At 53.3% G+C, this 26,224-nt stretch carries 26 protein-coding genes; 11 read left to right on the top strand and 15 right to left on the bottom strand.

Features of this window, described 5'->3' with window-relative positions:
- The first annotated feature begins 163 nt into the window (after nt 1-163).
- Together ACI2J2_RS04700 and ACI2J2_RS04695 are read left to right on the top strand one after the other, a co-directional pair.
- A complete protein-coding gene (locus ACI2J2_RS04700; protein WP_404759532.1) occupies nt 164-1,237 on the top strand; it encodes a hypothetical protein in 1,074 nt (357 codons plus the stop codon).
- A gap of 193 nt (nt 1,238-1,430) precedes the next feature.
- Nucleotides 1,431-1,679: a hypothetical protein gene (locus ACI2J2_RS04695; protein ID WP_209633732.1), complete on the top strand. Its 249-nt coding sequence runs from the start codon at nt 1,431-1,433 to the stop codon at nt 1,677-1,679.
- A gap of 171 nt (nt 1,680-1,850) precedes the next feature.
- Here the strand turns inward: ACI2J2_RS04695 and ACI2J2_RS04690 are convergent, their stop codons facing one another.
- Together ACI2J2_RS04690 and ACI2J2_RS04685 are read right to left on the bottom strand one after the other, a co-directional pair.
- A complete protein-coding gene (locus tag ACI2J2_RS04690) occupies nt 1,851-3,485 on the bottom strand; it encodes an ABC transporter substrate-binding protein (protein WP_209633734.1) in 1,635 nt (544 codons plus the stop codon).
- Between the two features lie 159 nt (nt 3,486-3,644).
- Entirely contained in the window at nt 3,645-3,995 is a 351-nt protein-coding gene (locus ACI2J2_RS04685) for a hypothetical protein (RefSeq protein WP_265553442.1), read from the bottom strand.
- A gap of 332 nt (nt 3,996-4,327) precedes the next feature.
- Between ACI2J2_RS04685 and mpaA the strand changes: the two genes are divergently transcribed.
- Nucleotides 4,328-5,035: a murein tripeptide amidase MpaA gene (mpaA, locus tag ACI2J2_RS04680; RefSeq protein WP_209633738.1), complete on the top strand. Its 708-nt coding sequence runs from the start codon at nt 4,328-4,330 to the stop codon at nt 5,033-5,035.
- Nucleotides 5,036-5,040: 5 nt separating this feature from the next.
- On the opposite strand, the gene ycjG is transcribed toward mpaA, so the two are convergent.
- Nucleotides 5,041-6,012: an L-Ala-D/L-Glu epimerase gene (gene ycjG / locus ACI2J2_RS04675; RefSeq protein WP_404759531.1), complete on the bottom strand. Its 972-nt coding sequence runs from the start codon at nt 6,010-6,012 to the stop codon at nt 5,041-5,043.
- A 224-nt stretch (nt 6,013-6,236) separates the two neighbouring features.
- Between ycjG and tpx the strand changes: the two genes are divergently transcribed.
- Nucleotides 6,237-6,740: a thiol peroxidase gene (gene tpx, locus ACI2J2_RS04670; protein ID WP_037415704.1), complete on the top strand. Its 504-nt coding sequence runs from the start codon at nt 6,237-6,239 to the stop codon at nt 6,738-6,740.
- 64 nt (nt 6,741-6,804) lie between these two features.
- On the opposite strand, the gene tyrR is transcribed toward tpx, so the two are convergent.
- From tyrR to pspA, 7 genes are all read right to left on the bottom strand, one after another.
- Nucleotides 6,805-8,376, bottom strand: coding sequence for a transcriptional regulator TyrR (gene tyrR / locus ACI2J2_RS04665; protein ID WP_404759530.1), 1,572 nt, complete (start codon nt 8,374-8,376; stop codon nt 6,805-6,807).
- A 329-nt stretch (nt 8,377-8,705) separates the two neighbouring features.
- The gene (locus tag ACI2J2_RS04660) at nt 8,706-9,767 is read right to left on the bottom strand and encodes a TIGR01620 family protein (RefSeq protein WP_404759529.1); all 1,062 of its coding nucleotides are present in this window, start codon (nt 9,765-9,767) and stop codon (nt 8,706-8,708) included.
- Nucleotides 9,764-11,161 (bottom strand): YcjX family protein, encoded by a 1,398-nt coding sequence (locus ACI2J2_RS04655; RefSeq protein ID WP_209633746.1) that lies wholly within the window; start codon nt 11,159-11,161, stop codon nt 9,764-9,766. The genes ACI2J2_RS04660 and ACI2J2_RS04655 overlap by 4 nt, the downstream gene beginning before the upstream one ends.
- A complete protein-coding gene (gene pspD, locus ACI2J2_RS04650; protein ID WP_265553456.1) occupies nt 11,142-11,408 on the bottom strand; it encodes a phage shock protein PspD in 267 nt (88 codons plus the stop codon). The genes ACI2J2_RS04655 and pspD overlap by 20 nt, the downstream gene beginning before the upstream one ends.
- A gap of 84 nt (nt 11,409-11,492) precedes the next feature.
- Entirely contained in the window at nt 11,493-11,852 is a 360-nt protein-coding gene (gene pspC / locus ACI2J2_RS04645; RefSeq protein WP_404759528.1) for an envelope stress response membrane protein PspC, read from the bottom strand.
- A complete protein-coding gene (gene pspB / locus ACI2J2_RS04640) occupies nt 11,852-12,079 on the bottom strand; it encodes an envelope stress response membrane protein PspB (RefSeq protein ID WP_012145351.1) in 228 nt (75 codons plus the stop codon). The genes pspC and pspB overlap by 1 nt, the downstream gene beginning before the upstream one ends.
- 59 nt (nt 12,080-12,138) lie before the next feature.
- Nucleotides 12,139-12,804 (bottom strand): phage shock protein PspA, encoded by a 666-nt coding sequence (gene pspA, locus ACI2J2_RS04635; RefSeq protein WP_037415723.1) that lies wholly within the window; start codon nt 12,802-12,804, stop codon nt 12,139-12,141.
- Nucleotides 12,805-12,988: 184 nt separating this feature from the next.
- Here pspA and pspF point away from each other — a divergent pair, with 184 nt between their 5' ends.
- Nucleotides 12,989-13,996 carry a phage shock protein operon transcriptional activator gene (gene pspF / locus ACI2J2_RS04630; RefSeq protein ID WP_209633752.1) on the top strand — a complete coding sequence of 336 codons (1,008 nt, stop codon included), beginning with the start codon at nt 12,989-12,991 and terminating at the stop codon, nt 13,994-13,996.
- A 195-nt stretch (nt 13,997-14,191) separates the two neighbouring features.
- Here the strand turns inward: pspF and zigA are convergent, their stop codons facing one another.
- Genes zigA through folE2 form a run of 3 tightly spaced genes read right to left on the bottom strand, consistent with a single transcriptional unit; the run spans nt 14,192 to nt 16,871 of the window.
- Nucleotides 14,192-15,379 carry a zinc metallochaperone GTPase ZigA gene (zigA, locus tag ACI2J2_RS04625; RefSeq protein ID WP_404759527.1) on the bottom strand — a complete coding sequence of 396 codons (1,188 nt, stop codon included), beginning with the start codon at nt 15,377-15,379 and terminating at the stop codon, nt 14,192-14,194.
- Between the two features lie 12 nt (nt 15,380-15,391).
- Nucleotides 15,392-15,952 (bottom strand): carbonate dehydratase, encoded by a 561-nt coding sequence (locus ACI2J2_RS04620; RefSeq protein ID WP_265553463.1) that lies wholly within the window; start codon nt 15,950-15,952, stop codon nt 15,392-15,394.
- Nucleotides 15,942-16,871 (bottom strand): GTP cyclohydrolase FolE2, encoded by a 930-nt coding sequence (gene folE2 / locus ACI2J2_RS04615; RefSeq protein ID WP_404759526.1) that lies wholly within the window; start codon nt 16,869-16,871, stop codon nt 15,942-15,944. Before folE2 ends, ACI2J2_RS04620 begins: the two co-directional genes overlap by 11 nt.
- A 205-nt stretch (nt 16,872-17,076) precedes the next feature.
- Here folE2 and sapA point away from each other — a divergent pair, with 205 nt between their 5' ends.
- From sapA to ACI2J2_RS04585, 6 genes are all read left to right on the top strand, one after another.
- Nucleotides 17,077-18,726 (top strand): ABC transporter substrate-binding protein SapA, encoded by a 1,650-nt coding sequence (sapA, locus tag ACI2J2_RS04610; RefSeq protein ID WP_209633760.1) that lies wholly within the window; start codon nt 17,077-17,079, stop codon nt 18,724-18,726.
- The gene (gene sapB / locus ACI2J2_RS04605; protein ID WP_209633762.1) at nt 18,723-19,688 is read left to right on the top strand and encodes a putrescine export ABC transporter permease SapB; all 966 of its coding nucleotides are present in this window, start codon (nt 18,723-18,725) and stop codon (nt 19,686-19,688) included. Before sapA ends, sapB begins: the two co-directional genes overlap by 4 nt.
- Nucleotides 19,675-20,565 (top strand): putrescine export ABC transporter permease SapC, encoded by an 891-nt coding sequence (gene sapC / locus ACI2J2_RS04600; RefSeq protein ID WP_404759525.1) that lies wholly within the window; start codon nt 19,675-19,677, stop codon nt 20,563-20,565. The genes sapB and sapC overlap by 14 nt, the downstream gene beginning before the upstream one ends.
- On the top strand, nt 20,565-21,557 hold the full coding sequence (sapD, locus tag ACI2J2_RS04595; protein WP_209633768.1) for a putrescine export ABC transporter ATP-binding protein SapD: 993 nt from the start codon (nt 20,565-20,567) through the stop codon (nt 21,555-21,557). Before sapC ends, sapD begins: the two co-directional genes overlap by 1 nt.
- 1 nt (nt 21,558) lies before the next feature.
- On the top strand, nt 21,559-22,371 hold the full coding sequence (gene sapF, locus ACI2J2_RS04590) for a putrescine export ABC transporter ATP-binding protein SapF (protein WP_209633770.1): 813 nt from the start codon (nt 21,559-21,561) through the stop codon (nt 22,369-22,371).
- Between the two features lie 427 nt (nt 22,372-22,798).
- Complete coding sequence (locus ACI2J2_RS04585; RefSeq protein WP_404759524.1) at nt 22,799-23,998, top strand: CMD domain-containing protein; 1,200 nt, start codon at nt 22,799-22,801, stop codon at nt 23,996-23,998.
- On the opposite strand, the gene ACI2J2_RS04580 is transcribed toward ACI2J2_RS04585, so the two are convergent.
- Together ACI2J2_RS04580 and ACI2J2_RS04575 are read right to left on the bottom strand one after the other, a co-directional pair.
- Nucleotides 23,990-24,886, bottom strand: a complete 897-nt coding sequence (locus ACI2J2_RS04580; protein WP_209633775.1) for a LysR family transcriptional regulator — start codon at nt 24,884-24,886, stop codon at nt 23,990-23,992. The two genes, ACI2J2_RS04585 and ACI2J2_RS04580, sit on opposite strands and share 9 nt — an antisense overlap.
- 573 nt (nt 24,887-25,459) lie before the next feature.
- Nucleotides 25,460-26,218, bottom strand: a complete 759-nt coding sequence (locus ACI2J2_RS04575; protein ID WP_404759523.1) for a hypothetical protein — start codon at nt 26,216-26,218, stop codon at nt 25,460-25,462.
- Nucleotides 26,219-26,224: the final 6 nt, after the last annotated feature.

Below are 26,224 nucleotides of genomic sequence, written 5' to 3'. Positions count from 1 at the left end.
AGAGTCTAGCGTTATTGGTATGCAGATCAAAGACCAAGCTGTAAGGGTTGGTTTCTCCCACGCTCCGACCCGAACTCACTATACTTGTGCATACCAAGGAGTGACTGAATACCCGGTGGGAGAGAATCATGTTTGACAGTAGTGCAACGGCAGAATGATGATAATGAAAACAATAACGCGGCTCTGCCGTCTGGTGAGCCTGTCTGGGCTCTTGTACGCTTTCTGCCTGCACGCCAGCCCAGCACTGAACCACTATGCTGAAACTTACCCGCTACAACTGGCGGGGTCAGGCCAACTGCCGTACTTTGTGGCTAAACCGCAGGCTAACTCCCCACGCTCTGCTTTGGTCGTCATTCATGGCCACCCGCGAGATGCCGGTAAAACACTGCAGGCCGCCATTAAGGCCGCCCAACTGTCTGCCAGAACGGGGGACACGCTGCTGGTCGCCCCTCTGTTCCCCGTCAGTGGCAGCCAGGCCACGCACTGCCATTCACCGGGAGTCCCAGCCGCTCAGGCAGGCGACGCGCTGTGGAGTTGCAGTTCCTGGATCGAGGGAGGCCTCGACACTCTGGGGCAAACCAGCTCATTTACCGCACTGGATCGTCTGGTTGCCGAACTGAAAATAAAATGGCCGCAAATACAGTCGATCACCGTTGCTGGTTTTTCCGCCGGTGCGCAATTTGTGCAACACTATGCTGGATTTGCCAAACCGCCTGCCGGCGTGGCGCTGCGTTATGTCATCGCTGACCCAGGCAGCTGGCTCTATTTTGATCGCCAACGGCCACAACCGATAGAGAACACACACCCTGCCGACTGGCGCAACTGTAACCAAAAAGGACGCTGTCGCTTTGATTGGGTTGTGAGCAATACGGACGCTTGCCCGAACATCAATCGTTGGAAATACGGCATTGATTCTATGCCCCCTTTTCTCGGACAAAGCCCAGAGTCTGTACGTCAACGCTATGCAATGGCAGATATCACCTACATTGAAGGCGAGAAAGATACCGGTAATGCACCAGGCACGTTCTACAAGATACTCGATAAATCCTGCGCGGCGCAGGCTCAAGGCCCTTATCGGCTGCAACGCGGTATCGCTTATGCCGCTTACGATCGGCAATTTATCGCCCCGCACGCCAAGCGTGACTTACTGATTGTGCCCGGCTGTGCGCATGACGTGGCCTGCGTATTTCCGTCTTCTCTTGGCCGCAAGGCATTATTTAAGCAAGACGCAGACTAATAATCACCGAGATGAAATAAAATCATTTCCAATCTTGGCGAATAGAGTGAATAAAGCGCTGGCGATGATGCCATTATTATGACTTAACATATTCACAGCAATTTTAATTCAAAATAACAATAAAAAATCAACATAAAGCTGTTCCAGCTCAAATTTCAGAGGCATATACTTCCCTAACTACGAGGAGGTAGTTATGTTACGTGACCATTTAAAATTAGATGACAGCGATACGCTGGAAAAAATCCGCAGTGTCAGTTTTCAAAATCAGGGCCAAGAAGAAATCAGTGAATTTATCGTCAAGAACGCCCAGGGCGCACACGTTGGCAACGTCTCAGTCCATGACCATTTGAGTACCCGCCGTTCCTATCCAACCAGTTATCGCATTACCCAAACAGATATGACAGGTCGCGTACTGGTCGATGCCATGCGGGACAGCTTATAAGCGATAAATAACGCTACGCGTCGTACCAGGATTAATTGTCCAAATAAAAATAAGCCCATTTTGCTTGAGCCTGAATGATTGCCATGGATGAAATAAACGCCAGAGGCTTATTTTATTCTTCGGCAAGCAAACGTAATCCGGCCCCGATTAACGGAGCCGGATTAACTGTCATTAATGTTGGGTAATATACATCGTTTGGCTGTAGGCCACGTCTTCCGGATTGGTGATCGGATAGCCTTTCACCCAAGGCTTGATTAATCGACCATTGGTGTACTGGTAAATTGGCGCAATCGGTGCCTGTTCGGCGATGATCTGTTCCAGCTTGTTGTAGTCTGTGGTCAGGGACGCGGGATTGGTTTCACGGCTGGCCTGTGCCAACAGTTTGTCATAATTCGCACTTTTGAATTTGGCGATATTGCCGCTGTGGGTAGAGCTCAACAACGACAGGAAAGTCGATGCCTCGTTGTAATCCCCCACCCAAGAAGCGCGCACCACGTCGAAATTGCCGGTATTACGGCTATCAATGTAGGTTTTCCATTCCTGGTTTTGCAGCTTGACGTCGATACCCAGCGTTTTCTTCCACATTGAGGCCACGGCAATCGCTATTTTCTGATGACTTTCTGAGGTGTTATACAACAGTGTCAGCTTCAATGGATTATTCGGGCCATAACCTGCGGCCTGCATCAATGCCTTGGCTTGCGCATCCAGCTCCGCCTGCGGTTGTTGTTGTAACAAGCTCACTTCAGGTTTAAACCCGGCGGTGACGTCCGGCGTGAAGTGGTAAGCCGGTTTCTCACCGGTACCCAGCACCTTCTCGGCGATAATCTTGCGGTCGATGGCGTAAGACAAGGCTTTACGCACCCGTACATCGTTGGTGGGTGCACGTTGGGTGTTAAACGCATAATAGTAGGTACCAAGCTGATCCGGCGTGTAGACCTGCCCCGGAATATCTTTCAGCAACTTTTGATACATATTCTTCGGGAAGGACTCCGTGATATCGATATCGCCGGCCAGATAACGTTTGGTGGCGTTGGATTCCTGGTTGATCGGTACAAAGGTCACTTTCGTCAATACCGTATGCGCGTGATCCCAATAGTGTTCATTTGGCGTCAATACCAGCTTCTCGTTGACCACCCGCTCTTGCAGTTTGAACGCACCGTTACCGACCAGATTGCCGACTTTCGTCCAATCGTTGCCAAATTTCTCCACGACGGTCTTGTTCACCGGGAACAGACTGAAGTTGGCAGTCAGGCTGACAAAATAAGGCACCGGCTTGTTCAACTGCACTTTGAAGGTGTAGTCATCCAGCGCCGTGACGCCCAGTTTGTCGGCAGGTAATTTACCGGCAATGATCTCATCCGCATTCTGGATACCCGCCAGTTGAGCAAACCAGGCAAAAGGGGACAAGTTTTTGGGCTCAACCAGCCGTTGCCAGCTATAAACAAAATCCTTTGCCGTGACAGGGTCACCATTGGACCAGCGAGCATCTTTGCGCAACGTGAAGATATAGGTTTGGTTATCTGCAGTTTGCCAACGCGTGGCAACACCAGGGATCACCTTTCCGTTGGCATCCTGATTCACCAATCCTTCAAACAAATCGCGCGCTAGCTGCGCTTCCGGCAACCCCACCGCTTTGATGGGATCCAGTGAGGCCGGCTCATCTTTAATATGACGAACAATTTCCTGTTTTTCCGCCAGAATGGTGCCTGGGGGAACCTGTGCGGCCATCGCGCTGTTCAATCCTGCGCCGATCGCCACTGCACACAATGCCAAACGAAAACCCTGTTGAATTTTTTTTCTCGTCATTCTGATTCATCCCCAGTTAACCATCTGAATTTTTTATCTTATAGCACAAGAGTAGACTCACATAGAGTTCGAGACGGACAAGATGCAAAAACTGGGGGCCAGGCAATAAAAAATGCCCGCACGACAATGTCGATACGGGCATTTTTACTTCAGACGTTTTTACTCGTAAAGGTGAATGCTATTGATGCGGTAGCTGAACTCTTCACCCTCTTCTTCATCAAAAATGGTGAAGAAACCTTTTTCAGCCAGTGGTTTGGCAGAAATATCGGTTTTCTGCATCTGGCGCGATTCGGCATCATCATAGCCATAATCGAGATAGAAGCTGTTTTTCTGGTAGTCGACGTGCAGGGTAAACGGATAGTTTGACTCATCTCCACGCCCGTCGTCGTTCTTCACCACGCCAAACCACTCCCCCTGACGGATCTGGTTTTCTTCGTCCACGCCACACAGCAACGTAATGGTATCCTTATCATTTTCGCTATAGCTGGCGACTATTCTGGCTACTGGCATGTTAAATCCCCTTGCTGGTTATTGGCTTAGCTTCTGCCGTTAGTATATACCCGTAATACTTGAAGCTGCATCTTTGTTGGCTGCCCTTACTCACCCGAATCACTGACTTGAGTAAGCTCATCGGGATTCATGCGGTTGCCGCCTCGATGCAACTCCAATTATTTGGGGTATAACAACAGCAACCTGCCTGGTGCGGTTTTATTAGCATTTTCGCTGCAGCCGGTTCACACATTGCGCAAAGGGTGCACAAATGCTCTGGGAAAGAGAAGCAAAACCGTAATACACTGAATAAAATGATAATCACTCTCGACCTTTAAATCAGGGACTACAGCATGATCCAGCATCGACCGCGCAGTGAACGTGGCCAATTGGCCGTTGCAGGAGAGAATTACGGCAGTTCGCTGTTGGGCGCGCCGCTCCTCTATTTCCCAGCGGCCATCAGTGGCCCAGAAACCGGGCTGATCATCGCTGGCACCCACGGTGATGAGGGTGCCGCGATCGTTACCTTGTCCTGTGCACTGCGCAGCATCGCGCCAAACCAATTACGTCATCATGTTGTGCTGGCGGTCAATCCCGATGGCTGTCAGCTTGGGCTACGTGCCAATGCCAACGGCGTTGATCTCAACCGTAATTTTCCTGCGGCCAACTGGCGTTCAGGCGACACGGTTTATCGCTGGAACAGCGCAGCAGAGGCCCGGGATGTCAAGCTCTCGACCGGCGGTCGCCCTGGCTCCGAACCTGAAACTCAGGCACTGTGTCATCTGATCCATCGGCTGAAACCACACTGGGTCGTGTCGTTCCACGAGCCCTTGGCCTGTATTGAAGACCCAGCCAGCTCTCGGCTAGGCGTTTGGCTTTCACATAAGTTTGCCTTGCCGCTGGTAACCAGCGTTGGCTATGAGACGCCAGGGTCATTCGGCAGCTGGTGCGCCGATTTGTCGCTGCCCTGCATTACCGCAGAATTCCCACCGATATCAGCCGATGCCGCCAGCGAAAGTTACCTTGATGCCATGGTAGAGTTGCTGACTTACCCGGACTAAACCGGTTATGGGGCGAGGTTAATCGCCCCACATTCAAAATCCAGCCCTGGCTCAACGTCCTTCGCCAACCAGGTCGGCCCATCCAGATCGACAAAACGCGCCCCCGGCGCCAGCGGCAACGCGGCATTGATCGCCCGCGAGGTGCACAGCATGCACCCCAGCATAATGGCAAATCCGTCTTCCCGTGCCTTCTCAGCCAGCGCAAGCCCTTCCGTCAAACCACCGGTTTTGTCCAGCTTGATATTGATCATTTGATAGCAGCCAACCAATTTGGCGAGATCACTGCGGGTATGGCAACTCTCATCAGCACAGATCGGTAACGGATGGATAAAGTTTTCTAGTGCGCCGTCATCCGTCGCCGGTAGCGGTTGTTCCAGCATCGCCACGCCCAAATCCGCGAGCAGTTGGCAACGGGCCGCCAGGCCTTCGACCTGCCACGACTCATTGGCGTCGACGATCAACGTCACATCCGGCACTGCCGAACGGATCGCCACCAGCCGTTCGCTGATCAAATGGTTGTCCAGTTTGATCTTCAGCAATCGCGCGCCCTGCTGCTCAAGCTCCCGTGCGGCGAAAGCCATCGCTTCCGGCGAACCGATACTGACGGTTTGCGCCATCAAAATACGTTCTGGTTCTACAACGCCACTGCGCTGCCAAAGATTATGACCATTCAATCGGCATTCCAAATCCCACAATGCAGAATCAACAGCATTACGCGCAGCACCTGCTGGCATGAGGGCTTGCAGTTGCTCACGCGTCACGCCTTGCTCGACGGCCGGCACCACGTCAGCAAGCTGCGCCATCACCGAAGTTTCACTTTCACCATAGCGGGGATATGGCGTACATTCACCGATGCCACGCACGCCTTGCTGTTCAATTTCGACCACCACCACATTGGCTTCAGTACGGCTGCCGCGGGCAATAACAAAGGCAGTATGCAACGGCCAGGCTTCTGGGTAAAAACGCATGCTTCTCATAGCGGCTCCTGGGCGGAAATAGCGCATAAAGTCGGACAGATGCGCGGGCGGTTTTTTCAACACACTCTAATATATACAACTATTTAGCAAACTTTATATATCCAACCCACAATTGTTGACATAAACTGAGGCCAGGGTGTGAACCTAATGTTAAACACGGGCCGAAAGGCACGTCTATTAGGCTCATGCCCTTTGTACGTACCCAAAATAAAGGAATCAAGCTAATGACTCAGACAGTACATTTTCAAGGTAACCCGGTAAGCGTTGCAGGACACCTGCCACAGTCAGGCGAACAAGCCAAAGCCTTCTCACTGGTTGCCAAAGACCTGTCAGACGTAGCGCTGAGCAGCTTCGCAGGGCAACGTAAAGTCCTGAACATTTTCCCAAGTATTGATACTGGCGTTTGCGCGGCGTCAGTACGTAAATTCAATCAACTGGCCAGCGGTCTGGATAATACCGTTGTGCTGTGCATTTCCTCCGATCTGCCATTTGCACAGTCACGTTTCTGTGGCGCAGAAGGCCTGAGCAACGTCGTCACTCTGTCTACCCTGCGTGGCGCAGAGTTCAAACAGGCTTACGGTGTTGAAATCGCTGAGGGTCCGTTGGCGGGTCTGACTGCCCGTGCCGTTGTGGTGTTGGATGGTCAGGACAACGTGCTGTACAGCGAACTGGTGAATGAAATCACCAACGAGCCAGACTACGATGCAGCGCTGGCTGCGCTGAACTAATAAAAAAGACCGGTAATTCACCGGCCTTTTTACCTTGAAACGGGCGCTTATTGCGCCCGTTTTTTTATTCTTCGCTTTCCTCTGCCGGCTTACGGCTACTTAAGCCATACTCCCGCAGTTTATTGGCGATCGCGGTATGCGAAACCCCCAAACGCTTTGCCAGTTTTCGCGTACTGGGGTAAGTACGGTACAACCGCGTCAGCACTGAGCGTTCAAAACGTTTGCTGATGTCGTCAAGCGAACCGTCCAACACTTCATCACCCAGTGACATCTCAACTTCAAACTCCGGCAATACAATATCTTGTGGGCGTAATTCGAAGCCTTCGGTTTGTGTCAACGCACGGTAGATTGCGTTTTTTAACTGCCGCACGTTGCCCGGCCAGCCATATTTACTGAGGAAACTGCCCAGATCGCTCGCCAGCTTTGGTCGCGCTACACCCTGCTCATCGGCAAAGCGCGCCACAAACAGCTCGGTCAGCGGCATAATGTCTTGCGGGCGTTCACGTAACGGCGGAATGGTAATGGTCAGTACGTTAAGGCGGTAATAGAGATCCTCGCGGAACTCACCGCGCTGCACCAGCTCAATCAGGTTTTTCTGCGTCGCGCAGATCACGCGCACATCCACATGCACTTCGTGTTCTTCACCGACCCGGCGGAAAGTGCCATCGTTAATAAAGCGCAGGAGTTTTGTCTGCATGCGCGGGGACATTTCACCGATTTCATCCAGCAGCACTGAACCACCGTGCGCCTGCTCGAAGAAGCCCTTCTTGCCTTCAAGCGCATTGGGATACGCACCCGCGGCATGGCCGAACAGTTCACTTTCCGCGACATCATCCGGCAATGCGGCACAGTTCAATGCCAGGAACGGTTGCTTGCCCCGCGGGCTACGCAGGTGACAAGCACGGGCCAGAATATCTTTGCCAGTACCGGTGTCCCCCACAATCAGCAGTGGTGCATCCAGCATCGCTAACTTGCGGGCCTGGTCCAACACGTGACGCATTTTCGGGCTGGCGGCGACGATATGATCAAACTCGGTATCATCATTCACCGACAAATTCTGTAGCTGACGCCCCATACGTGCCGTAGATTTCAACATCACTACCGCGCCTACGGCGGCACTCTGCTGGTTTTCGTCTTCCAGATAGATTGGCGTGATATCCATCAGGAAATCCTGGCTGCGGATCACGACACGTTCAGATTGCGGCGTCGTCTGTTCGCTCTCCAACCAGCGGTTGAAGTTATAACCCCCAATCAATGCAGTCGCGGTCTGATTACGGATCTTGTCTTCGCTGAAACCGAACAATGCTTGCGCTGCCGGGTTGGCCAGTTCAACCTTGCCTTTCATATCAATTGAAAATACCGGCTCCGGCATTGACTCCAACAGCGCACGTAGCGCACGGTGCTCACGCTCCGACGGCATGAAATTCACAGTACGGACATCTGTCACGCCGGCAATACGGCGGATCTCCGCCATCAGCGCACGGAAGGTGTCAAAGTCCAATTGGGAAAAGTTGAGGTAAATGCGGCCAATGGGATCGATTTCGATGCCACGTAAATCGATGCTGCGCAATACCAAAAGATCGAGCAACTCTCGAGTCAGACCGAGACGGTCTTCGCAAAAAACTTCCAAACGCATCAGTATTGGCCTTATCTCAGCAGGTGCGGGGATGACTGGCGATGATGATACTCTCTCACCTCAAGCGGTAGAAGCAATCTGTCAGCAAAAGTTGACAGAACTCTGATTTATCGCTGTTGTTGATGATTTTAAACGCAAGTGAATAACACCATCGGCGTCATTTTAGCTTATCTGTAGAGTGTTATCACAACCATCAATAAATTAGCAGATAAATATAATGCATTTGCAGGGGGATCGTCTTTCGTCAAGTGAGGGTTACGTCTTGGCGTTATCAAGGGCTGATCGAGGGCGAAATAAACAACGGCGCCAAAAGAGGCGCCGCCGATCGGTTATTTGGCTTTGTTGTCGCTTTTTTTCAGCGTGTCTTTCAATTGCCCCACCAATTGGCTGCGGAAATCACCCAGCTTTGGTTTTTCCCCTTCAAGCCAGGGCAACGGGCGGCATAGTTCCATCGCCTTGATACCCAGTCTGGCAGTCAGTAAGCCGGCCCCGATCCCCTGCGCCGCACGGGCAGAGAGTCTGGCCGCTAAATCTTGCGACATCCAATCCATACCCACTTCACGCACCAATTCTGACGCGCCGGCAAAGGCAATATTCAACAACACCAACCGGAACAACCGCAGACGACTAAAGTAACCCAGTTCGATGCCATACAACGCCGCAATGCGGTTGATAAGACGAATATTACGCCACGCGATAAACGCCATATCCACCACCGCCAGCGGACTGACAGCGATCATTAACGTAGACTCGGCTGCCGAGCGGCTAATTTCACGCCGCGCCTGGTTATCCAGTACCGGTTGTACCAACTTGGCATAGAGCGCGACAACTTCACGATCGTTTTGAGTTTCATGCAGCGATGCCTGCCAACGTTGCAATGCGGGGTGCCCCTGATCAAGGCCTGCCTGGCGCGCCAGTTTTTCACAAAACTCACGGCCTTTACCCAGCCCGTGGCTATGCAGCAGCTCACGCGCGACATCGCGTTCTTCTGCACGCTGGCGCAACCGATATAACCGGCGCCACTCGGTCACGACCGAGCCCACACCGGCAAAGACGATCAAACCGCCTGCCACGCCGCCGCCCAGGGCGATCCAATCCTGCTGTACCCAGGCGGTATGCACCCACTGTACGCCCTGTGCCACCACGCTAATGCCAAACAGCCCCAGCCCAGCGGTGACCATTTTGCGCCACAGACTGCGTTTGGGTTTCAGCGCCGCGTTAATAATGCCTTCGGCGCGCCCTTCTTCCTCTTCTTGTTCTAACTCCGGCGCCGCAGGGAAAAAGTGCTCAGCCTGCTGTTCGTCAAACGCCACATTGGCGCGCAACACAGGCTCTTGCGGCGCTTGTAACGGTTCTTCAAAATCGATACGCGGTTTTATCGGCTCGCTCATCGCAATTTATCTCCCAGTAAAAACTCCATTACCGCGTCCAGACGAATATGCGGTAATGGACTGTCCACACTCATGGCGCGTGGACGAAACTCATCGAAATGGAAGCCCTGATTCTGCCAAAATGCCGGCCCCGGCAAACGCGCGGGGACTTCGCCGGGGAATACCGTCAGCGGTGCGCCGTCGTTCAGGCGGTTGCCCTTTAACGCCGGGATCCGCTGCCCCTGATGGTCAACAATGCCACTTTCAGTGGCCTGCACCGAAGCCAGCCCGACGCAATCCATGCTGATCCCCTCAAACGCGGCATTCTGCCATGCCTCCTGCACTAACTGTTGCAACAGCGACACCAAATTGGCGTGTTGGTCGGCAGTGATGTGATCGGCCTTGGTGGCAGCGAACATCAGTTTATCGATGGTGGGTGAAAATAACCGGCGAAACAGCGTACGCTTACCGTAGTGGAAGCTCTGCATCAATTGGGTCAGCGCCAGCCGCATATCGTTAAACGCCTGTGGACCGCTGTTGAGTGGTTGCAGGCAATCCACCAGCACGATCTGACGATCGAACCGGACAAAATGTTCTTTATAAAAGTTTTTGACGATCGTCTGGCAGTAATAATTGAAACGCGCTCGCAGCATGCCGATGTTGCTGTGTTTATCTGCCTGTGCCAGTTTCGACTCACCGAGACTGTCCACATTTGGCCATGGGAAGAACTGCAATGCGGGTGCGCCTGCCAGATCGCCCGGCAGTACAAAACGGCCCGGCTGAATAAAATGCAGCCCTTCGCTTTTACAGCGCAATAGGTAGTCGGTATAGGCTTGGGCGATCGCCGCAAGCTTGTTTTCATCAGCCGGGGCGAGCGGATCACAACTTTTGCACAGTTCCAGCCAAGGTTTGGCCCACTCGGCACGATCGCCCTGCAGTAAGCCCGCCATTTGACGCGACCAGGCCAGGTAATCCTGTTCCAGCATCGGCAAATCCAACAACCACTCCCCTGGATAATCAACAATCTCCAGATACAGCGTTGAGGTGTCTTTGAAATGGCGGAGCAGTGAATCATTGGAGCGGTAACGTAGCGCCAGCCGAATTTCGCTGACGCCACGGGTCGGGGTTGGCCAACTTGGCGGTGTGCCATAAAGCTGTGCCAGCCCTTCATCATACGTAAAACGCTGAATGCCAAGATCGCGCTGCGGGATACGCTTTACACCCAGCAGCCGCTCTTCACGCACGGGTGAGAACAGCGGCATGCGCGCACCGCTGTGAACGTGCAGCAATTGATTGACGAAGGCAGTGATAAAAGCCGTTTTGCCGCTACGGCTAAGGCCGGTTACCGCCAGACGCAGGTGGCGATCCATTCCGCGGTTGACCAGCGACGTTAACTCATTTTGCAGTCGTTTCATTGTTCTCCTTGGCATAACGCCCAAATACTTTGTTCAGGCCTTTGCGGAACAAGGGTTCCAGAACCAGCGCCAGTACAAAGCGAATCGGTTTGCGACCGACGGTCCGCAACAGCCAGCCGGCCGCGCCTGCAGGACCGTAATTCAGTAACGCTATGATGATGACTTTAGACAATGTCTTCAACATTGCACCGGCTCCTTGTTTAAATCCACCGGATTTAACGGTGTTTACGGCATGGATTTTGTTCACTATCAATGCCCTCCGGCACAGTTGGGTTCAAAAGGATGTCACGGGTGCAATGCCTGACCTGCGCCAAGCGCAGGCCTTCGCACGCTATAACTTGCGGAAACGACTCTGCACGCCAAAGGTATCCGACGTCACATAACGCTCAACCTGCCGCAATTGCTGTTCGCCACTGCCCAATTCATATTCAAGCTGGTCAAGCAACTGCCGCGGTGATTTTTGCTGTTCGCCTTCGAAGCGGCTGGCCGGTGCTACGTCCAACACAAACACCAACGCGAAATACGCGATCAAGGTGAAGAAAAACAGCCCGAAGAACATCGATAACACCACAATCACGCGGATCAACCGCACCGGCACGTCAAAGTAATGGGCTAAACCGGCGCAGACCCCCTTCAGCATCCCTTCCTCAGGAACGCGATAAAGCTTTTTGCTGCCCAGAGTCGTGTTCATCAAGACTGTCTCCAGTTCGGGTGTTCTGCATCGAGGATCTCTTCCAGCGCCTGGATGCGTTCACGCATGCGCTTGGCATCTTCGGCCAACTGCGCCAACCGCTGCATTTCCTGATGGCTTAGCTGGATGCCGTTTTGTTGCCGATTGCTGTAATGCAGCCAAAGCCAAATCGGTGCGACAAACAACACAAAGATTGTCAACGGAATGGCAAGTAATAGAGCACTCATTTCTTTTCCTTCTCAATGCGTCTTGGGTTGGCGGCCACACCACCGTGGCCGCTGCCGCCTTACTCAGAGCGGTTCATTTTAGCTTTCAGCGCCGCCAGTTGCTCACTGATCGCGTCGTCAGCTTTTAATTCGGCAAATTCTTGATCCAGAGACTTCTTTTTGCCGATGATGACGCTTTCTGCCTCGGCTTCCATATGGTCAATGCGGCGTTCGAACTGTTCGAAACGCGCCATTGCCTCATCCAACTTGCCGCTGTCGAGCTGACGGCGTACGTCGCGGGAAGACGACGCGGCCTGATGGCGTAATGTCAGGGCCTGCTGACGAGCACGAGTTTCGGTTAGCTTGTTTTCCAGCTCGCCGATTTCGCTTTTCATACGGGCCAGCGTTTCTTCTACGGTAGAGACTTCATGAGTCAACGTAGCGATCAGGTCAGCCACTTTTTGTTTTTCGATCAGGGCCGCACGCGCCAGATCTTCTTTATCTTTACGCAGTGCCAGTTCAGCTTTGTCCTGCCAGTCGCTAAGCTGGTTTTCACCCTGCTCAATGCGGCGCAGCAATTGTTTCTTCTCCGCCAGCGCGCGTGCTGAGGTAGAGCGGACTTCAACCAACGTGTCTTCCATTTCCTGGATCATCAAACGCACGAGCTTTTGCGGATCCTCTGCCTTATCCAGCAGCGTATTAATGTTGGCGTTCACGATGTCGGCAAAACGAGAAAAAATACCCATAATTCACTTCCTCTTGGTTCTGATGGCGTCTGAAGCGCCGCGTTAGGTCATACAGATTGCCCAAAGACTTAATCAAAACCCGTGCCAACTTTTATATTGTTGAATATAAACGATTATTTATTTTTGACTCTCTACACACATACTGTAGAGTGATTATTTTCACCAAACATTGGCGAATTTCATCATGAGCGAACAGTTAGAAAACCTGCTGGGCGAAGCAAACGCCTTTGTCGAAGTATTGGAGCAAGTCTCGAAACTGGCAAAGCTGAACAAACCGGTGTTGGTGATCGGTGAGCGCGGGACCGGTAAAGAGTTGATTGCTCACCGATTACATTACCTTTCCAATCGTTGGCAGGGGCCGTTCATTTCACTTAACTGCGCCGCATTGAACGAAAACCTGCTGGATTCAGAGCTGTTCGGCCACGAGGCGGGGGCCTTTACCGGTGCGCAAAAGCGCCATTTGGGCCGCTTTGAACGTGCCGACGGCGGTACCCTATTTCTCGACGAACTGGCCACCGCCCCCATGTTGGTGCAGGAGAAACTGTTAAGGGTCATTGAATATGGTCATCTGGAACGCGTCGGCGGCAGCCAGCCATTACAGGTTGATGTGCGCCTCGTGTGCGCAACCAATGACGATTTGCCTGCACTGGCTGCGGCGGGTAAATTCCGTGCCGATCTGCTGGACCGGCTGGCATTCGACGTAGTCCAGTTACCACCGTTGCGTCAGCGACAACAAGACATCATGTTGCTGGCCGAGCATTTTGCGATTCAAATGTGCCGCGAGCTGTCGCTGTCATTGTTTCCTGGTTTTACCGAGCGGGCCAAAGACACCTTGCTTGGCTATCACTGGCCGGGCAACGTGCGCGAATTGAAAAACGTGGTGGAGCGTTCAGTGTATCGACACGGTACCAGCGCCAGCGAACTGGACGAGATTGTCATTAATCCCTTTGCCCAACGGGCAAGTTCACCGCGGCCTTCTGAACACGTCACCCGTGAGGATGGCCCCTCTCTACCAATGGATTTAAAAACGTGGCAGTTGGCACAGGAAAAGTCGTTAATCGAAGCGGCGCTGCAACAGGGGAGATTTAATCAGCGCAAAGCGGCTGAACTGCTGGGGCTGACCTATCACCAGTTGCGCGGCATGCTTAAAAAGCACGCGTTATTGCAAAATGGTGAGGCGGACGAAGAATAACAGGCAAAAAAAAAGCCAGCACCCGAGCTGGCTTAAAAAACACTGGAAGCAATGTGAGCAATGTCGTGCCTTTCACAGCTGAACCACCGTGTACATGGCCTTCCGTGAACTGCCAAATGATGATAATAGTTATCAGTATCATCTGTAAAGCACTTTGTTGAGAATTTTTCTCATTACCACACTGTCATTGTGCAATTACCACTCAGGGAAGGGATCTGCCAGCTCATGCCAATAATCTACCCCCGCCGCCATTTCCTCATCACTCAGCAGGCAAGCGTCAAGTAAACGCGTTATTTCAGCCTCCTGCAGGTTTTGTCCGATAAAGACCAATTCCTGACGCATATCGCCAAAGGGTTCCACCCAGTTGTCCATAATATGCGCCCGGGTCTCTTCATCTTGTGGCCAGTTTTCCTGGGCAATCGCACGCCAGAACGTGCCCGCCAGCCCATAATGAGCGATGCCACCGGCCTGACTCCACTGACCAGCCTGGCGCGGGCGTGTCGCCAACCAGTAGAACCCTTTGGAACGTAACAGCTTGCCACCGCCCCAATCGCCATTAATCACGCGGTAAAACTTATCGGGTGCAAAAGGCCGCCTGGCCCGGTAAACGAAACTGCTGATGCCATAGTTTTCTGTTTCAGGCAGATGTTCACCACGCAGTTCCTTAAGCCAACCCGGTGCCTGCTGTGCTTTATCAAAACTGAAGCTGCCCGTGTTCAATACCGCCTCCAATGGCACCTTGCCGGGGGAGATGGCGATAATAGTGGCTTCCGGATTCAGACTGGCGAGCAACGCCATCACCTCACCCTGCTGTTCTGGGGTCAGCAAATCCGTTTTGCTGACCAGCATCACATCGCAGAACTCAATTTGTTCTATCAGCAGATCCGCCACGCTGCGTAAATCGTCTTCACCCAGGCTTTGCCCTGCCTCTTGCAGCGTTTGTGCCTGCTGGTATTGCTGGATAAAATTCACCCCGTCCACCACGGTGACCAACGTGTCCAACCGGGCGAATTGCGACAGGCTTTCCCCTTGTTCGTCTTCAAAGGTGAAGGTTTCTGCCACCGGCAAGGGTTCGGAAATGCCACTGGATTCGATCAGCAGATAATCAAAACGACCGGCCTGCGCCAGTTCACGCACCGAAATCAGCAGATCTTCGCGCAATGTGCAGCAGATACAGCCATTGCTCATCTCCACCAATTTTTCCTGCTGGCGATCGAGCTGAACTTCGTTCTCTACCAATGCGGCATCGATGTTCACTTCGCTCATGTCGTTAACGATCACCGCCACACGCATGCCCTGGCGATTATTCAGGATATGGTTCAATACTGTGGTCTTACCGGCGCCGAGAAAACCGGAAAGCACGGTTACGGGTAATGGATTCATGGAATTCCTCACTCAAAACTCATTGCGTAATGCCTGGTAGCCGCGAACCAATTCAACGTTGGTGGCCGCTACCTCTTCAGAAAATTGCAGGGCGTTGCGATCAACCTGCGGATACAACGACAGATCGCTGTCGGCGCCGACACGTTCGGTTGAGGGGATATACAGGTTTTCCGGGAGCGTCACGCCGTCCACCACCGCGTTGTAGCGCACCACACACCCGGAGCCGATGTGGCAATTGAACAGCACGCTGTTAAAGCCGATAAACACCCGATCGTCGATACGGCACGGGCCATGAACGATGGCACGGTGGGCAATAGAACTAAAACTGCCGATGGTGACCGCCGCGCCGCTTTTCGAATGGATCACCACACCGTCCTGAATATTGGAATGGGAACCGATAATGATCGGATCCATGTCACCTGCTGCATTCAGTTCATCCGCGCGGATCACCGCGTACGGCCCTACGTAGACAAAATCTTCAATAATCACCCGGCCGCAGATAATGGCGGTAGGGTCGATATAGGCTTTCGGCGAGACCTGCGGCAAATGGCCACTCGGGTTTTTACGTAGCATCCTGATGTTCTCCCCAACTCAATTCCGCCACTGCATTGTGTGCATGCAAGCTCTCTTGATGCTCCACACGCAGCGAAAAGGCACGGTGACTGCACTGGCTGCGCAATGTTCGGTACAAACGGCGCGCAGCGTCCTCACAAAACATCAGGTTCTGCCCGTTGGCCAGGGCAAATGCCTGCTCATCCCGGCGTTTCACCAACGTCTGCAACGGCGTCCCCAACGCATGCTCGATACGGTCAATTAAATTGACCACCGGCAAGACCGTTTCACCGTCATTCAATGTGACCGTCACCCAAGCCCAACTGCGCTGACTGTGAGGTGTGGCAGGCATTCCCTGTTCTCCCAGCCAATCGATAACCTGCTGTTGGTCAACCGCGTCCGATGCCTGTTCGAAATCAAACTGAAACTGTTGCTGTGCCAGTTGGCGACTCAGCGCCGCCGAACTTGGGCAAGTAGAGGAATACGGCACACCGACCGTCAACGACAGCGTCATTAGGGTTGTCAGCGTGGCGTCAATTTTCAGCGGATAGGCTTTCCAGCCACGGTGTGGTGACAACAACGCCGGACGTGACAACAGCAGTTCGCCGCTGATACTCAGATTTGCGCGATCGCTGTTCTCCGGCTGGGACGCCAAAAAAGCCCGCAGCTGGTCGGCAATGCGTTGCGGCGTCAATTCCCCTTGCGTTAATTCATCCAACGCCAGATAAAGACGCGACATATGTATGCCTCGCGAACCCTGCTGGTTGGCACGCAGATTGATCCCAACGTTGACCCGAGCCATCAGCGGCTTACCTGCCAATTCCAGCGGCAGAGCAATCCCTTGCATCCCGACCCAATCGAGCCCGACATCACTCATTGCGCCCTGCCATGCCTGTGCATCCGGCAGCGGCTGGCAGGGTGGAAGTGCAACCTTGTTCATACATCCCCTTGCGATTATTGGTACATTGCCAGAGAACGGTAACATGAATTTGTAATGTTATAACATAACAAATATAACTTTTTTGCCGACGACCGCGAATTGTTCAATCAAGTAGCAGAAAACTCAGCCATTTTGCTCAATGGATTGGGCTGTTCGCCAGAGTGCGATACACTAATGCTATTGCTTATTAACCCATGAAGCCTCTATGCGTGGTTTACCCCTTTGGATCTTGTCGTTGTGCCTTACGAGTTCAGCTCTGGCAGCGACACCCCCTTCGCCCGCTGCGGTGCAGCCGTTGCCGGATATCCGCCAGAGCGGTTTTGTTTATTGTGTCAGCGGCATACTCAATACCTTTAACCCGCAGATGGCCAGCAGCGGCCTGACCGTCGACACGTTGGCCGCACAGCTTTACGATCGCCTGTTGGATGTCGATCCTTACACCTATCGGTTGATCCCCGAACTGGCACAAAGCTGGGAAGTGCTGGATAACGGCGCAACTTACCGTTTCCATCTGCGCAAAGATGTGCCATTCCAGACCACGGCCTGGTTCACACCGACCCGAAAACTGAATGCCGACGATGTGGTGTTCAGCTTTGAGCGCGTGTTTAACCAGAAACACCCGTATCACGACGTTAACGGCGGCGAATATCCGTACTTCGATAGCTTGCAGTTTGGCGACTCGGTACAAAGCGTGAAGAAGCTCGACGACTATACGGTAGAAATTCGGCTGCAAGCGCCTGACGCCTCCTTCTTGTGGCATATCGCTACCCATTATGCGCCCGTGCTGTCGGCAGAATACGCAGATGACCTGACGCGTGAAGGCCACCAAGAAATGATCGACCGTGAACCTGTTGGTACCGGGCCGTTCCTGTTAAATGAATACCGGTCCGGGCAATATATTCGTCTGGCGCGCAACGATGTTTACTGGAAAGGCAAACCGCGCATGCCACAGGTGGTGATCGATCTGGGTGCCGGCGGCACCGGTCGGTTATCCAAATTGTTGACCGGTGAATGTGACGTGCTGGCCTATCCTGCCGCCAGTCAGCTTTCGATTCTGCGCGATGACCCGCGCCTGCGTCTGACGCTGCGGCCGGGCATGAATATCGCCTATCTGGCCTTCAACACCCGTAAACCGCCGCTTAATGATTTGAAAGTCCGTCAGGCAATTTCACTGGCGATAAACAACCAACGCCTGATGCAGTCGATTTACTACGGCACGGCGGAAACCGCCGCCTCAATTCTGCCGCGCGCCTCGTGGGCCTATGATAACGAAGCACATGTCACTGAATTTGACCCGGCCAAATCCCGCGAAATACTGAAACAGGCGGGTATTGAGTCGCTAAGCCTGCGCCTGTGGGTGCCAACGGCATCGCAATCCTATAACCCCAGCCCGTTAAAGACCGCTGAATTGATCCAGGCGGATCTCGCTCAGGTCGGCATTAAAGTCACCATCGTGCCTGTCGAAGGCCGTTTCCAGGAAGCCCGCTTGATGGAAATGAATCACGATCTGACCCTCACCGGCTGGGCCACTGACAGTAATGACCCGGACAGTTTCTTCCGCCCGCTGCTGAGCTGCGCAGCAATCCGCTCGCAAACCAACTATGCTCACTGGTGTGACCCAGGGTTTGATGAAGTGCTGCAAAATGCCCTGCTGTCGCAGCAATTATCACAACGCATCGAAAACTATCAGAAGGCGCAGAAAATACTTGAACAGCAACTGCCGGTGCTGCCGCTGGCGTCTTCATTGCGTCTGCAGGCCTACCGTTACGACATCAAAGGACTGGTATTGAGCCCGTTCGGCAATGCGTCATTCGCCGGGGTGTACCGTGAGTCTGCGGAGGGGCCGAAAAAGTGATTATCTTTACCTTACGCCGTTTCTTACTGCTGCTGATCACGCTGTTTTTCCTGACGTTGGTCAGCTTTAGCCTGAGCTATTTTACGCCGCGCGCACCACTCAACGGTGCCGCTCTGTTGGATGCCTATCAGTTCTACTTTGTCAGCCTGCTGCATTGGGATTTTGGCGTTTCCAGCATTAACGGCCAGGCGATCAGTGAACAATTGCGAGAAGTGTTCCCGGCAACCATGGAACTGTGCATTCTCGCTTTCACCCTGGCGCTGTTTATCGGCATCCCTCTTGGCATTATTGCCGGCGTGATGCGTGGTAAATGGCAAGACACCGCCATCAGCACCTTTGCATTGCTCGGTTTTTCGATGCCCGTGTTTTGGTTGGCGCTGCTGCTGATGCTGTTTTTCTCATTGCATCTTGGCTGGCTGCCGGTTTCCGGCCGCTTTGATCTGCTGTATCAGGTTAAACCTATCACCGGTTTCGCCCTGATTGACGCCTGGCTGTCCGACTCACCTTATCGCACTGAAATGATCGGCAGCGCACTGCGCCATATGATCTTGCCGATTGCCGCGCTGGCGGTGGCACCGACAACCGAAGTGGTACGCCTCATGCGCATCAGCACCGACGATGTCCTCAGCCAAAACTACATCAAGGCCGCGGCCACCCGGGGTTTATCCCGGTTCACCATTATTCGCCGCCACGTGCTGCATAATGCACTGCCACCGATCATTCCCAAGCTGGGGCTGCAATTCTCCACGATGCTGACGCTGGCGATGATCACCGAAGTGGTGTTCAGTTGGCCAGGCCTCGGGCGTTGGATGATCAACGCCATCCGTCAGCAAGATTATGCGGCAATCTCCGCCGGCGTCATGGTGGTCGGTACCTTAGTGATCACCATTAACGTATTGGCTGATATTTTAGGTGCTGCCACCAACCCACTGAAGCATAAGGAATGGTATGCCCTTAGATAACGTATACCGCGAAAAGAAAATGCCAAGCCCGCTACTCTATACCTGGCGGATTTTCTACGGTGATGCATTGGCGATGATTGGCTTCTACGGCGTGATAGCGTTATTGCTGCTTTCGCTGTTTGGCAGTCTGTTGGCACCTTATGCGCTAGATCAGCAATTCCTCGGCTATCAGTTATTGCCGCCCTCCTGGTCGCGTTACGGCAACGTTTCCTTCTTCCTCGGCACCGACGATCTTGGCCGCGATATTCTCAGTCGTCTGCTGACCGGTGCCGCGGCCACGTTTGGCTCGGCGCTACTGGTGACCCTTGCCGCCGCCCTTGTCGGGGTGATTCTCGGGGTATTCGCCGGGGTAACCCGTGGCCTGCGTTCTGCGGTGCTGAATCATATTCTCGATACCCTACTTTCCATTCCTTCGCTGCTGCTGGCGATCGTCGTGGTCGCATTCCTCGGGCCAAAACTCGAGCACGCCATGTTAGCCGTTTGGCTGGCGCTGTTGCCACGCATGGTACGTACTATCTACAGCGCAGTGCACGACGAGTTGGAAAAAGAATATGTGGTGGCCGTACGTCTCGACGGCGCCTCTACATTGCAAATCCTGTGGTACGCCGTAATGCCTAATATTGTCGCGGTGCTGGTGACCGAGTTCACCCGCGCATTGTCGATGGCCATTCTGGACATTGCCGCCCTGGGCTTTCTCGATCTTGGCGCACAGCTCCCGTCCCCGGAATGGGGGGCCATGCTCGGCGATTCGTTGGAACTGGTGTACGTAGCCCCCTGGACCGTGATGCTGCCAGGTGCAGCGATCCTGTTCAGTGTGTTGCTGGTTAACCTGCTGGGCGACGGTATGCGTCGTGCAATCAATACAGGGGTGGAATAATGCCATTACTTGATATCCGCAACCTGACAATTGAATTTATGACTGCCGAAGGGCCGGTCAAAGCGGTTGACCGCGTCAGCATGACGCTGAGCGAAGGTGAAGTCCGCGGGCTCGTGGGCGAATCCGGCTCAGGCAAAAGCCTGATCGCCAAAGCCATCTGTGGCGTCACCAAGGACAACTGGCGCGTCACCGCTGACCGTTTCCGCTTTGATGATATTGATCTGTTGCAGCTAACGCCACGTGAGCGCCGCAAGCTGGTTGGCCACAATGTTTCGATGATTTTCCAGGAGCCACAGTCCTGTCTGGATCCTTCTGAAAGCATTGGTCGCCAGTTGGCACAGGCAATCCCCGGTTGGACCTATAAAGGCCGCTGGTGGCAACGCATTAACTGGCGCAAACGTCGCGCTATTGAGTTATTGCACCGTGTCGGCATCAAGGATCATAAGGACATCATGGGCAGTTTCCCTTACGAGCTGACCGACGGCGAGTGCCAGAAAGTGATGATCGCCATCGCGCTGGCTAATCAGCCGCGCCTGCTGATTGCCGATGAACCCACCAACGCGATGGAACCCACCACCCAAGCGCAGATTTTCCGTTTGCTGGCGCGCCTGAACCAAAACAACAACACCACCATTTTGCTGATCAGTCACGATTTGCAAATGATGAGCAAATGGGCCGATCGGGTTAACGTGCTGTACTGCGGCCAAACGGTAGAAAGCGCCCAGTGCGAAGATCTGCTGGCTGCACCGCATCACCCTTACACGCAGGCGTTAATCCGCGCAATGCCGGATTTCGGCCGCGCATTGCCGCATAAAAGCCGCCTCAACACCCTGCCTGGGGCCATTCCGTCGCTGGAGCATTTGCCGATCGGTTGTCGTTTGGGGCCGCGCTGCCCCTATGCGCAGAAAAAGTGCATTGAGACACCGCGTCTGCGTCCGGTAAAAAACCACCTGTTCGCCTGCCACTTCCCGCTGAACATGGAGGAGCAATAACATGGAAACGCTGTTGGAAGTGCGTAATCTGAGCAAAACCTACCGCTATCGTACCGGGCTATTTCGCCGCCAACATGTCGAAGCGGTGAAATCGGTTAGCTTTACCCTGCGCGAACGGCAAACGCTGGCGATTATCGGTGAGAACGGTTCGGGGAAGTCAACATTGGCCAAGATGTTGTCCGGCATGGTAGAGCCATCATCCGGCGAGCTGTTGATCGATGACCATCGACTTAACTACGGCGATTATCGCTATCGCAGTCAGCGGATCCGCATGATATTTCAAGATCCGAGTACCTCACTCAATCCGCGCCAGCGTATCGGCCAGCTGCTTGATGCTCCGTTACGGCTTAATACGGACATGGCTGCGCCAGAGCGCGAGCAACAAATCAACCAGACATTACGCCAAGTGGGGATGCTGCCCGATCACGCCAATTATTACCCGCACATGCTGGCCTCCGGCCAAAAACAGCGAGTGGCGCTGGCCCGAGCGCTAATCCTGCAACCCAAAGTGATTGTGGCTGATGAAGCATTGGCCTCGTTGGATATGTCGATGCGCTCGCAAATCATTAACCTGATGCTCGAGCTACAAGAGAAGCATGGCATCTCCTATATCTACGTGACTCAGCATCTGGGGATGATGAAACACATCAGCGATCAGGTCATGGTGATGCACGAAGGGGAAATCGTTGAGCGCGGCAGCACCGCCGAGGTATTGGCTTCGCCGTTACATGATCTGACCAAACGTCTGATTGCGAGCCACTTCGGCGAAGCGCTCACGGCTGACGCCTGGCGGCGCGACGGCGGTAGGTTCTGACAGCCAGCCTAACGAAGACAACCCGCTCCCGAGCGGGTTTTTTACCGCCGGAATTCGGCCGCCCCTTAGCCAAAAACCTCAGATACAAACTACATTTTTGTTATATATCATTATATTTTATTCCATTCAGTTATTGATTAGCACGTAACATTATTTTATCTCGCCAATCGAATCGGTGAGGATATCCCCTACGTTGAGCTTCTTAAACGACAGGATATCGCACTGATGAACAACCTACGCCATCGCCGACTCGCGCAGTTTTTGCTCGCTTTAGCCGCAGGTTTCTCTGTTTATGGTCACGCACTGTGTTGCGATGGCCAGCGCTAATCCTGTCATTTCATGCCCGCTTTCGGGCATGTTGCCTTTTGCCCTGCCGCCGTTGCTCGCCGCACCGGTGGCTGTTGCTCTTGATTAAGGATTATCCTCTATGGAACTACTACGTCGACAACATAATGCCCAGTGGTATCACGAAACCCAAAGCAGCGTACGCGGGGAGCAACCACTGGAGCCGCAGGCGGCAGGTATTCGCGACCGGTTCTTACTCGGGCTGGGTGCCTTTGCCGACGAAGCGCTGAACACCGCACTCACTGCCCGGGCTGGCGTATTCAACGCCTCGCTTGCCAGTTACCACGTGTTGTTTCCCGATCGGGTCGCGTTAACACGAACAGTGACACTGTCACCTTATGACCGCCTCAGTACCGCGTTGACCGTAGCCCAGGTCACCGGTGTTCAGTCTCTTTGTAGTCATTACGCGGCCCGCCTTGCCCCGCTTTACAGTCCCGATGCCTCACGTGAAAGTAATATCCGTCTCGCACAAATCACTCAATATGCACGCCAGCTTGCCACACAACCGACGTTGATTTGCCGTAAGGCGCTGCAACAGTTGAGTGACGTCGGGCTGAGTCCGGCGGATATCGTGACGTTTTCGCAAATCATCGGTTTTGTCAGTTATCAGGCAAGAGTGGTTGCGGGTGTGGCAGCATTAGCTGGGCGGCCGGCAGGCGTGGTTCCGGGCTTCCCGAAGATAGACGATGCAGCAGGGATAGAATTCACGGAAGAAGAACTGAGGTGGCAGTCCCGGTTATCGGTTGTTGAATTGGACAGCGCTCGCGCGGAGCAATTAGACGTACTTGATCAGAGCCATCCTGATGCCCGCAGCGAATCATATTACCTGTTGCTGGCCCACGATGCCCCAGCGCTACGTGAACGCAATGGCGTCTTTAACAGCATTAATGCTGACGGGTACGGCTTATCCGGGCGGTTGAAAGCGCTGGCAACACTGGCGGTTTCTCGTATTAACGGCAGTCGTTACTGCGCCTCAACCGTGGCACAGGATATCCAGGACGACTCGCTGACGAATGCGCTCTTTGCCAGCATCCACCACGGGCTGGTAAGTGTGAATAATCCCGTCGCTCATGCGGTGATCAGTGTTGTCACAGACCTGACCCGCACGCCGGAAAAATTCACTCCACGCAGCGTACAGCCGTTGTTTAACAGCGGCCTGAACCAGGCACAGGCCTTGGACGTCATTCTGACTGGCGCACTCTACGCCTGGGAAAACCGTTTACGCCAAACCCTTGGCGACACACAGGGTGTCAGCGAAAGCCAAGCGGAAGCGTTATCGTAACAACCAGCCGCGCGCAGCATCAAAGAAGTGCTGCGCCAACGGTGATGCACGCCCAGGCTCAGCAACAACAACTGCGGCATGGCGCGGCATGGCAGCGATAGCGACCGGCCGGTGATGCAACTCAGGCATCATGGTCGGCAACAGGTTGCCAGGCGGGAATAACCCACAGCCCAACCCGACAAAAATCCCCTGCAGTAACTGGAATATCGACGTAGTTTCCATACGCACATGCAGCGTCAAACCGGCCTCGCGAAAGTTTTGATCGAGGTAACGACGGAAGTAACGCGTCGGTTCCGCCAGGCACAGTGGCAATGCAGCCACGTCCTCCAACGTCAGTGGCGCGTCGCCGACTAATTCGGGAAAGTGTTCAGGGTGGAAAACCAACTCAACGCCAGCGTCCGCCAAGGGCTGCGACTGAAAGTGCAGCTCTTGCAACGTGGACAGTTCAAAGAAACCGATACCGATATCGACAGTATGCGCCGTCAGCGCTTCGAGTAGCTGATCGGCGCTCAACACCGAGACCCGGTAATCTAATTGGGGAAATCGCTCGCTGACCGCCTTTAGCATTTGCGCCAAGGATATACTGCATTGCGGTACAGCACCGATCCGCAACGTGCCGTTCAGGCCGTGCTTAAGCGACTCCACCTCCAGTTTCAACCCCTGATAAACCGATACAATCTCACGCGCCCACGACAGCACCCGCTCTCCTTCGGCAGTGAAACCTTCGAAGTTGTTACCGCGGTTGATCAACGACACGCCAAGCTCTTTTTCCAAATTTTTCAGCCGCATAGATAACGTCGGCTGGCTGACAAAGCTGGCCTCCGCCGCGCGGCCAAAGTGGCGTTCACGCTCAAGATTACACAGGTAGATCAGTTGCTTTATGTCTATTTTCTTTTATTCCATGCAGTTAGGATAAGAAAATCAAGTGCGAACGAAAAATATGTACTAACAGGTGTACTAAGATAAATTCTGGTCAAAATACAACCTACACACGCAGTGATTTTTAAACAGACTAACATATGTCAGATATACTGAAAAATCGCATGAGGTCCACCACCGACAAAAAAAACTGGGAGCCTTACCAGATATCCCTACCCAGCGGCCATTACTCCATGACCATCACCGGAGTGACACAATGGCAGTATCCCCCGTCATCGGAAAAATTGATTATTAATAGCGCAGGCAAATAATTCGAATTGCGATCGATTTCAACGATCGATACGAGATAATTGATCTATCAAACCAATTTGAACGCATCCCCCTATGCACTCACCATATGCGCACCTACCTTGCAGGGATGTAAAAATGTTCATAAGGACGCTAGTGCGGTTGGCCGCGCTGATATCTATCATTTCAATTTTCACAGGTACGACAAAGTGGCCTGACAGTTTGTTCATAGCCAGCGTGGTAATGCTGGCTATTTGGTTGCAAGCAGAATGGGATTGGTGGAAAAATAAATAGTTAGATGACCTTGCCTACACCAGCATAGTAGCTCTTATAAGCACGGTAGATAGTTGTCATCTCTGCGTCTGTAATCGCCCTGCTAAATGCCAGCACAGCCATCACCTTACCCGTCACTGTAGTACCATGATCGAGGCTTGCCCCAATCAGAATGTTTCCAGCAATGGTTGGTGAGGGTGTAGTCCCATTAGTTACAAGCGCATGCGCCCCTGTCACTGGAATGTCGGCGTGAATGCCAACCCTCCCACTACCGTCATTAACCACCGTTCTCGACACAGCAAATATGCTGTCCAAAGCCAGTGCCTCTGTTGGAGCTGTATCGAGCACAGAGAACCAAGCCGCACCGGCAGAGTTCAGCCAGCGCCCCCCTACTTTTTTCGTCGCTTCATATTCGTGGCATCGGGAGCGCATAGGCGCTGCCACCTGCATCACCCCAACAATGTTAAATTTTCCACCGGGATTTTTGGTGATACCGATAAATGTCATGTCGCTGTTCGCATACGGTGCGATGCTAATTCCGGTATCGATATAGTTTGTTTCGTTGAGAGATACCTCATAACTATTAATCGAAGGTGCGCCAACCACTGTCATGGCTGAGCCGACCCGGTTACGAGTTAAAGAGGCTGTTGTGGTATCAACGTCAAACTGCAGGATCATTCCAGGTACCAAATCTGGCAGTGAGGTAATTGGGAATGCAATATTGCCCAAAGAACGGCTGGCAGTGACCGTACTGTCGATATAAACACGTGTTGTTGTCATTGTGGC

It is taken from the genome of Serratia sp. NPDC087055 (assembly GCF_044900985.1).
Lineage (GTDB): Bacteria > Pseudomonadota > Gammaproteobacteria > Enterobacterales > Enterobacteriaceae > Serratia.
This window is presented reverse-complemented; position numbering and strand designations above follow the sequence as displayed.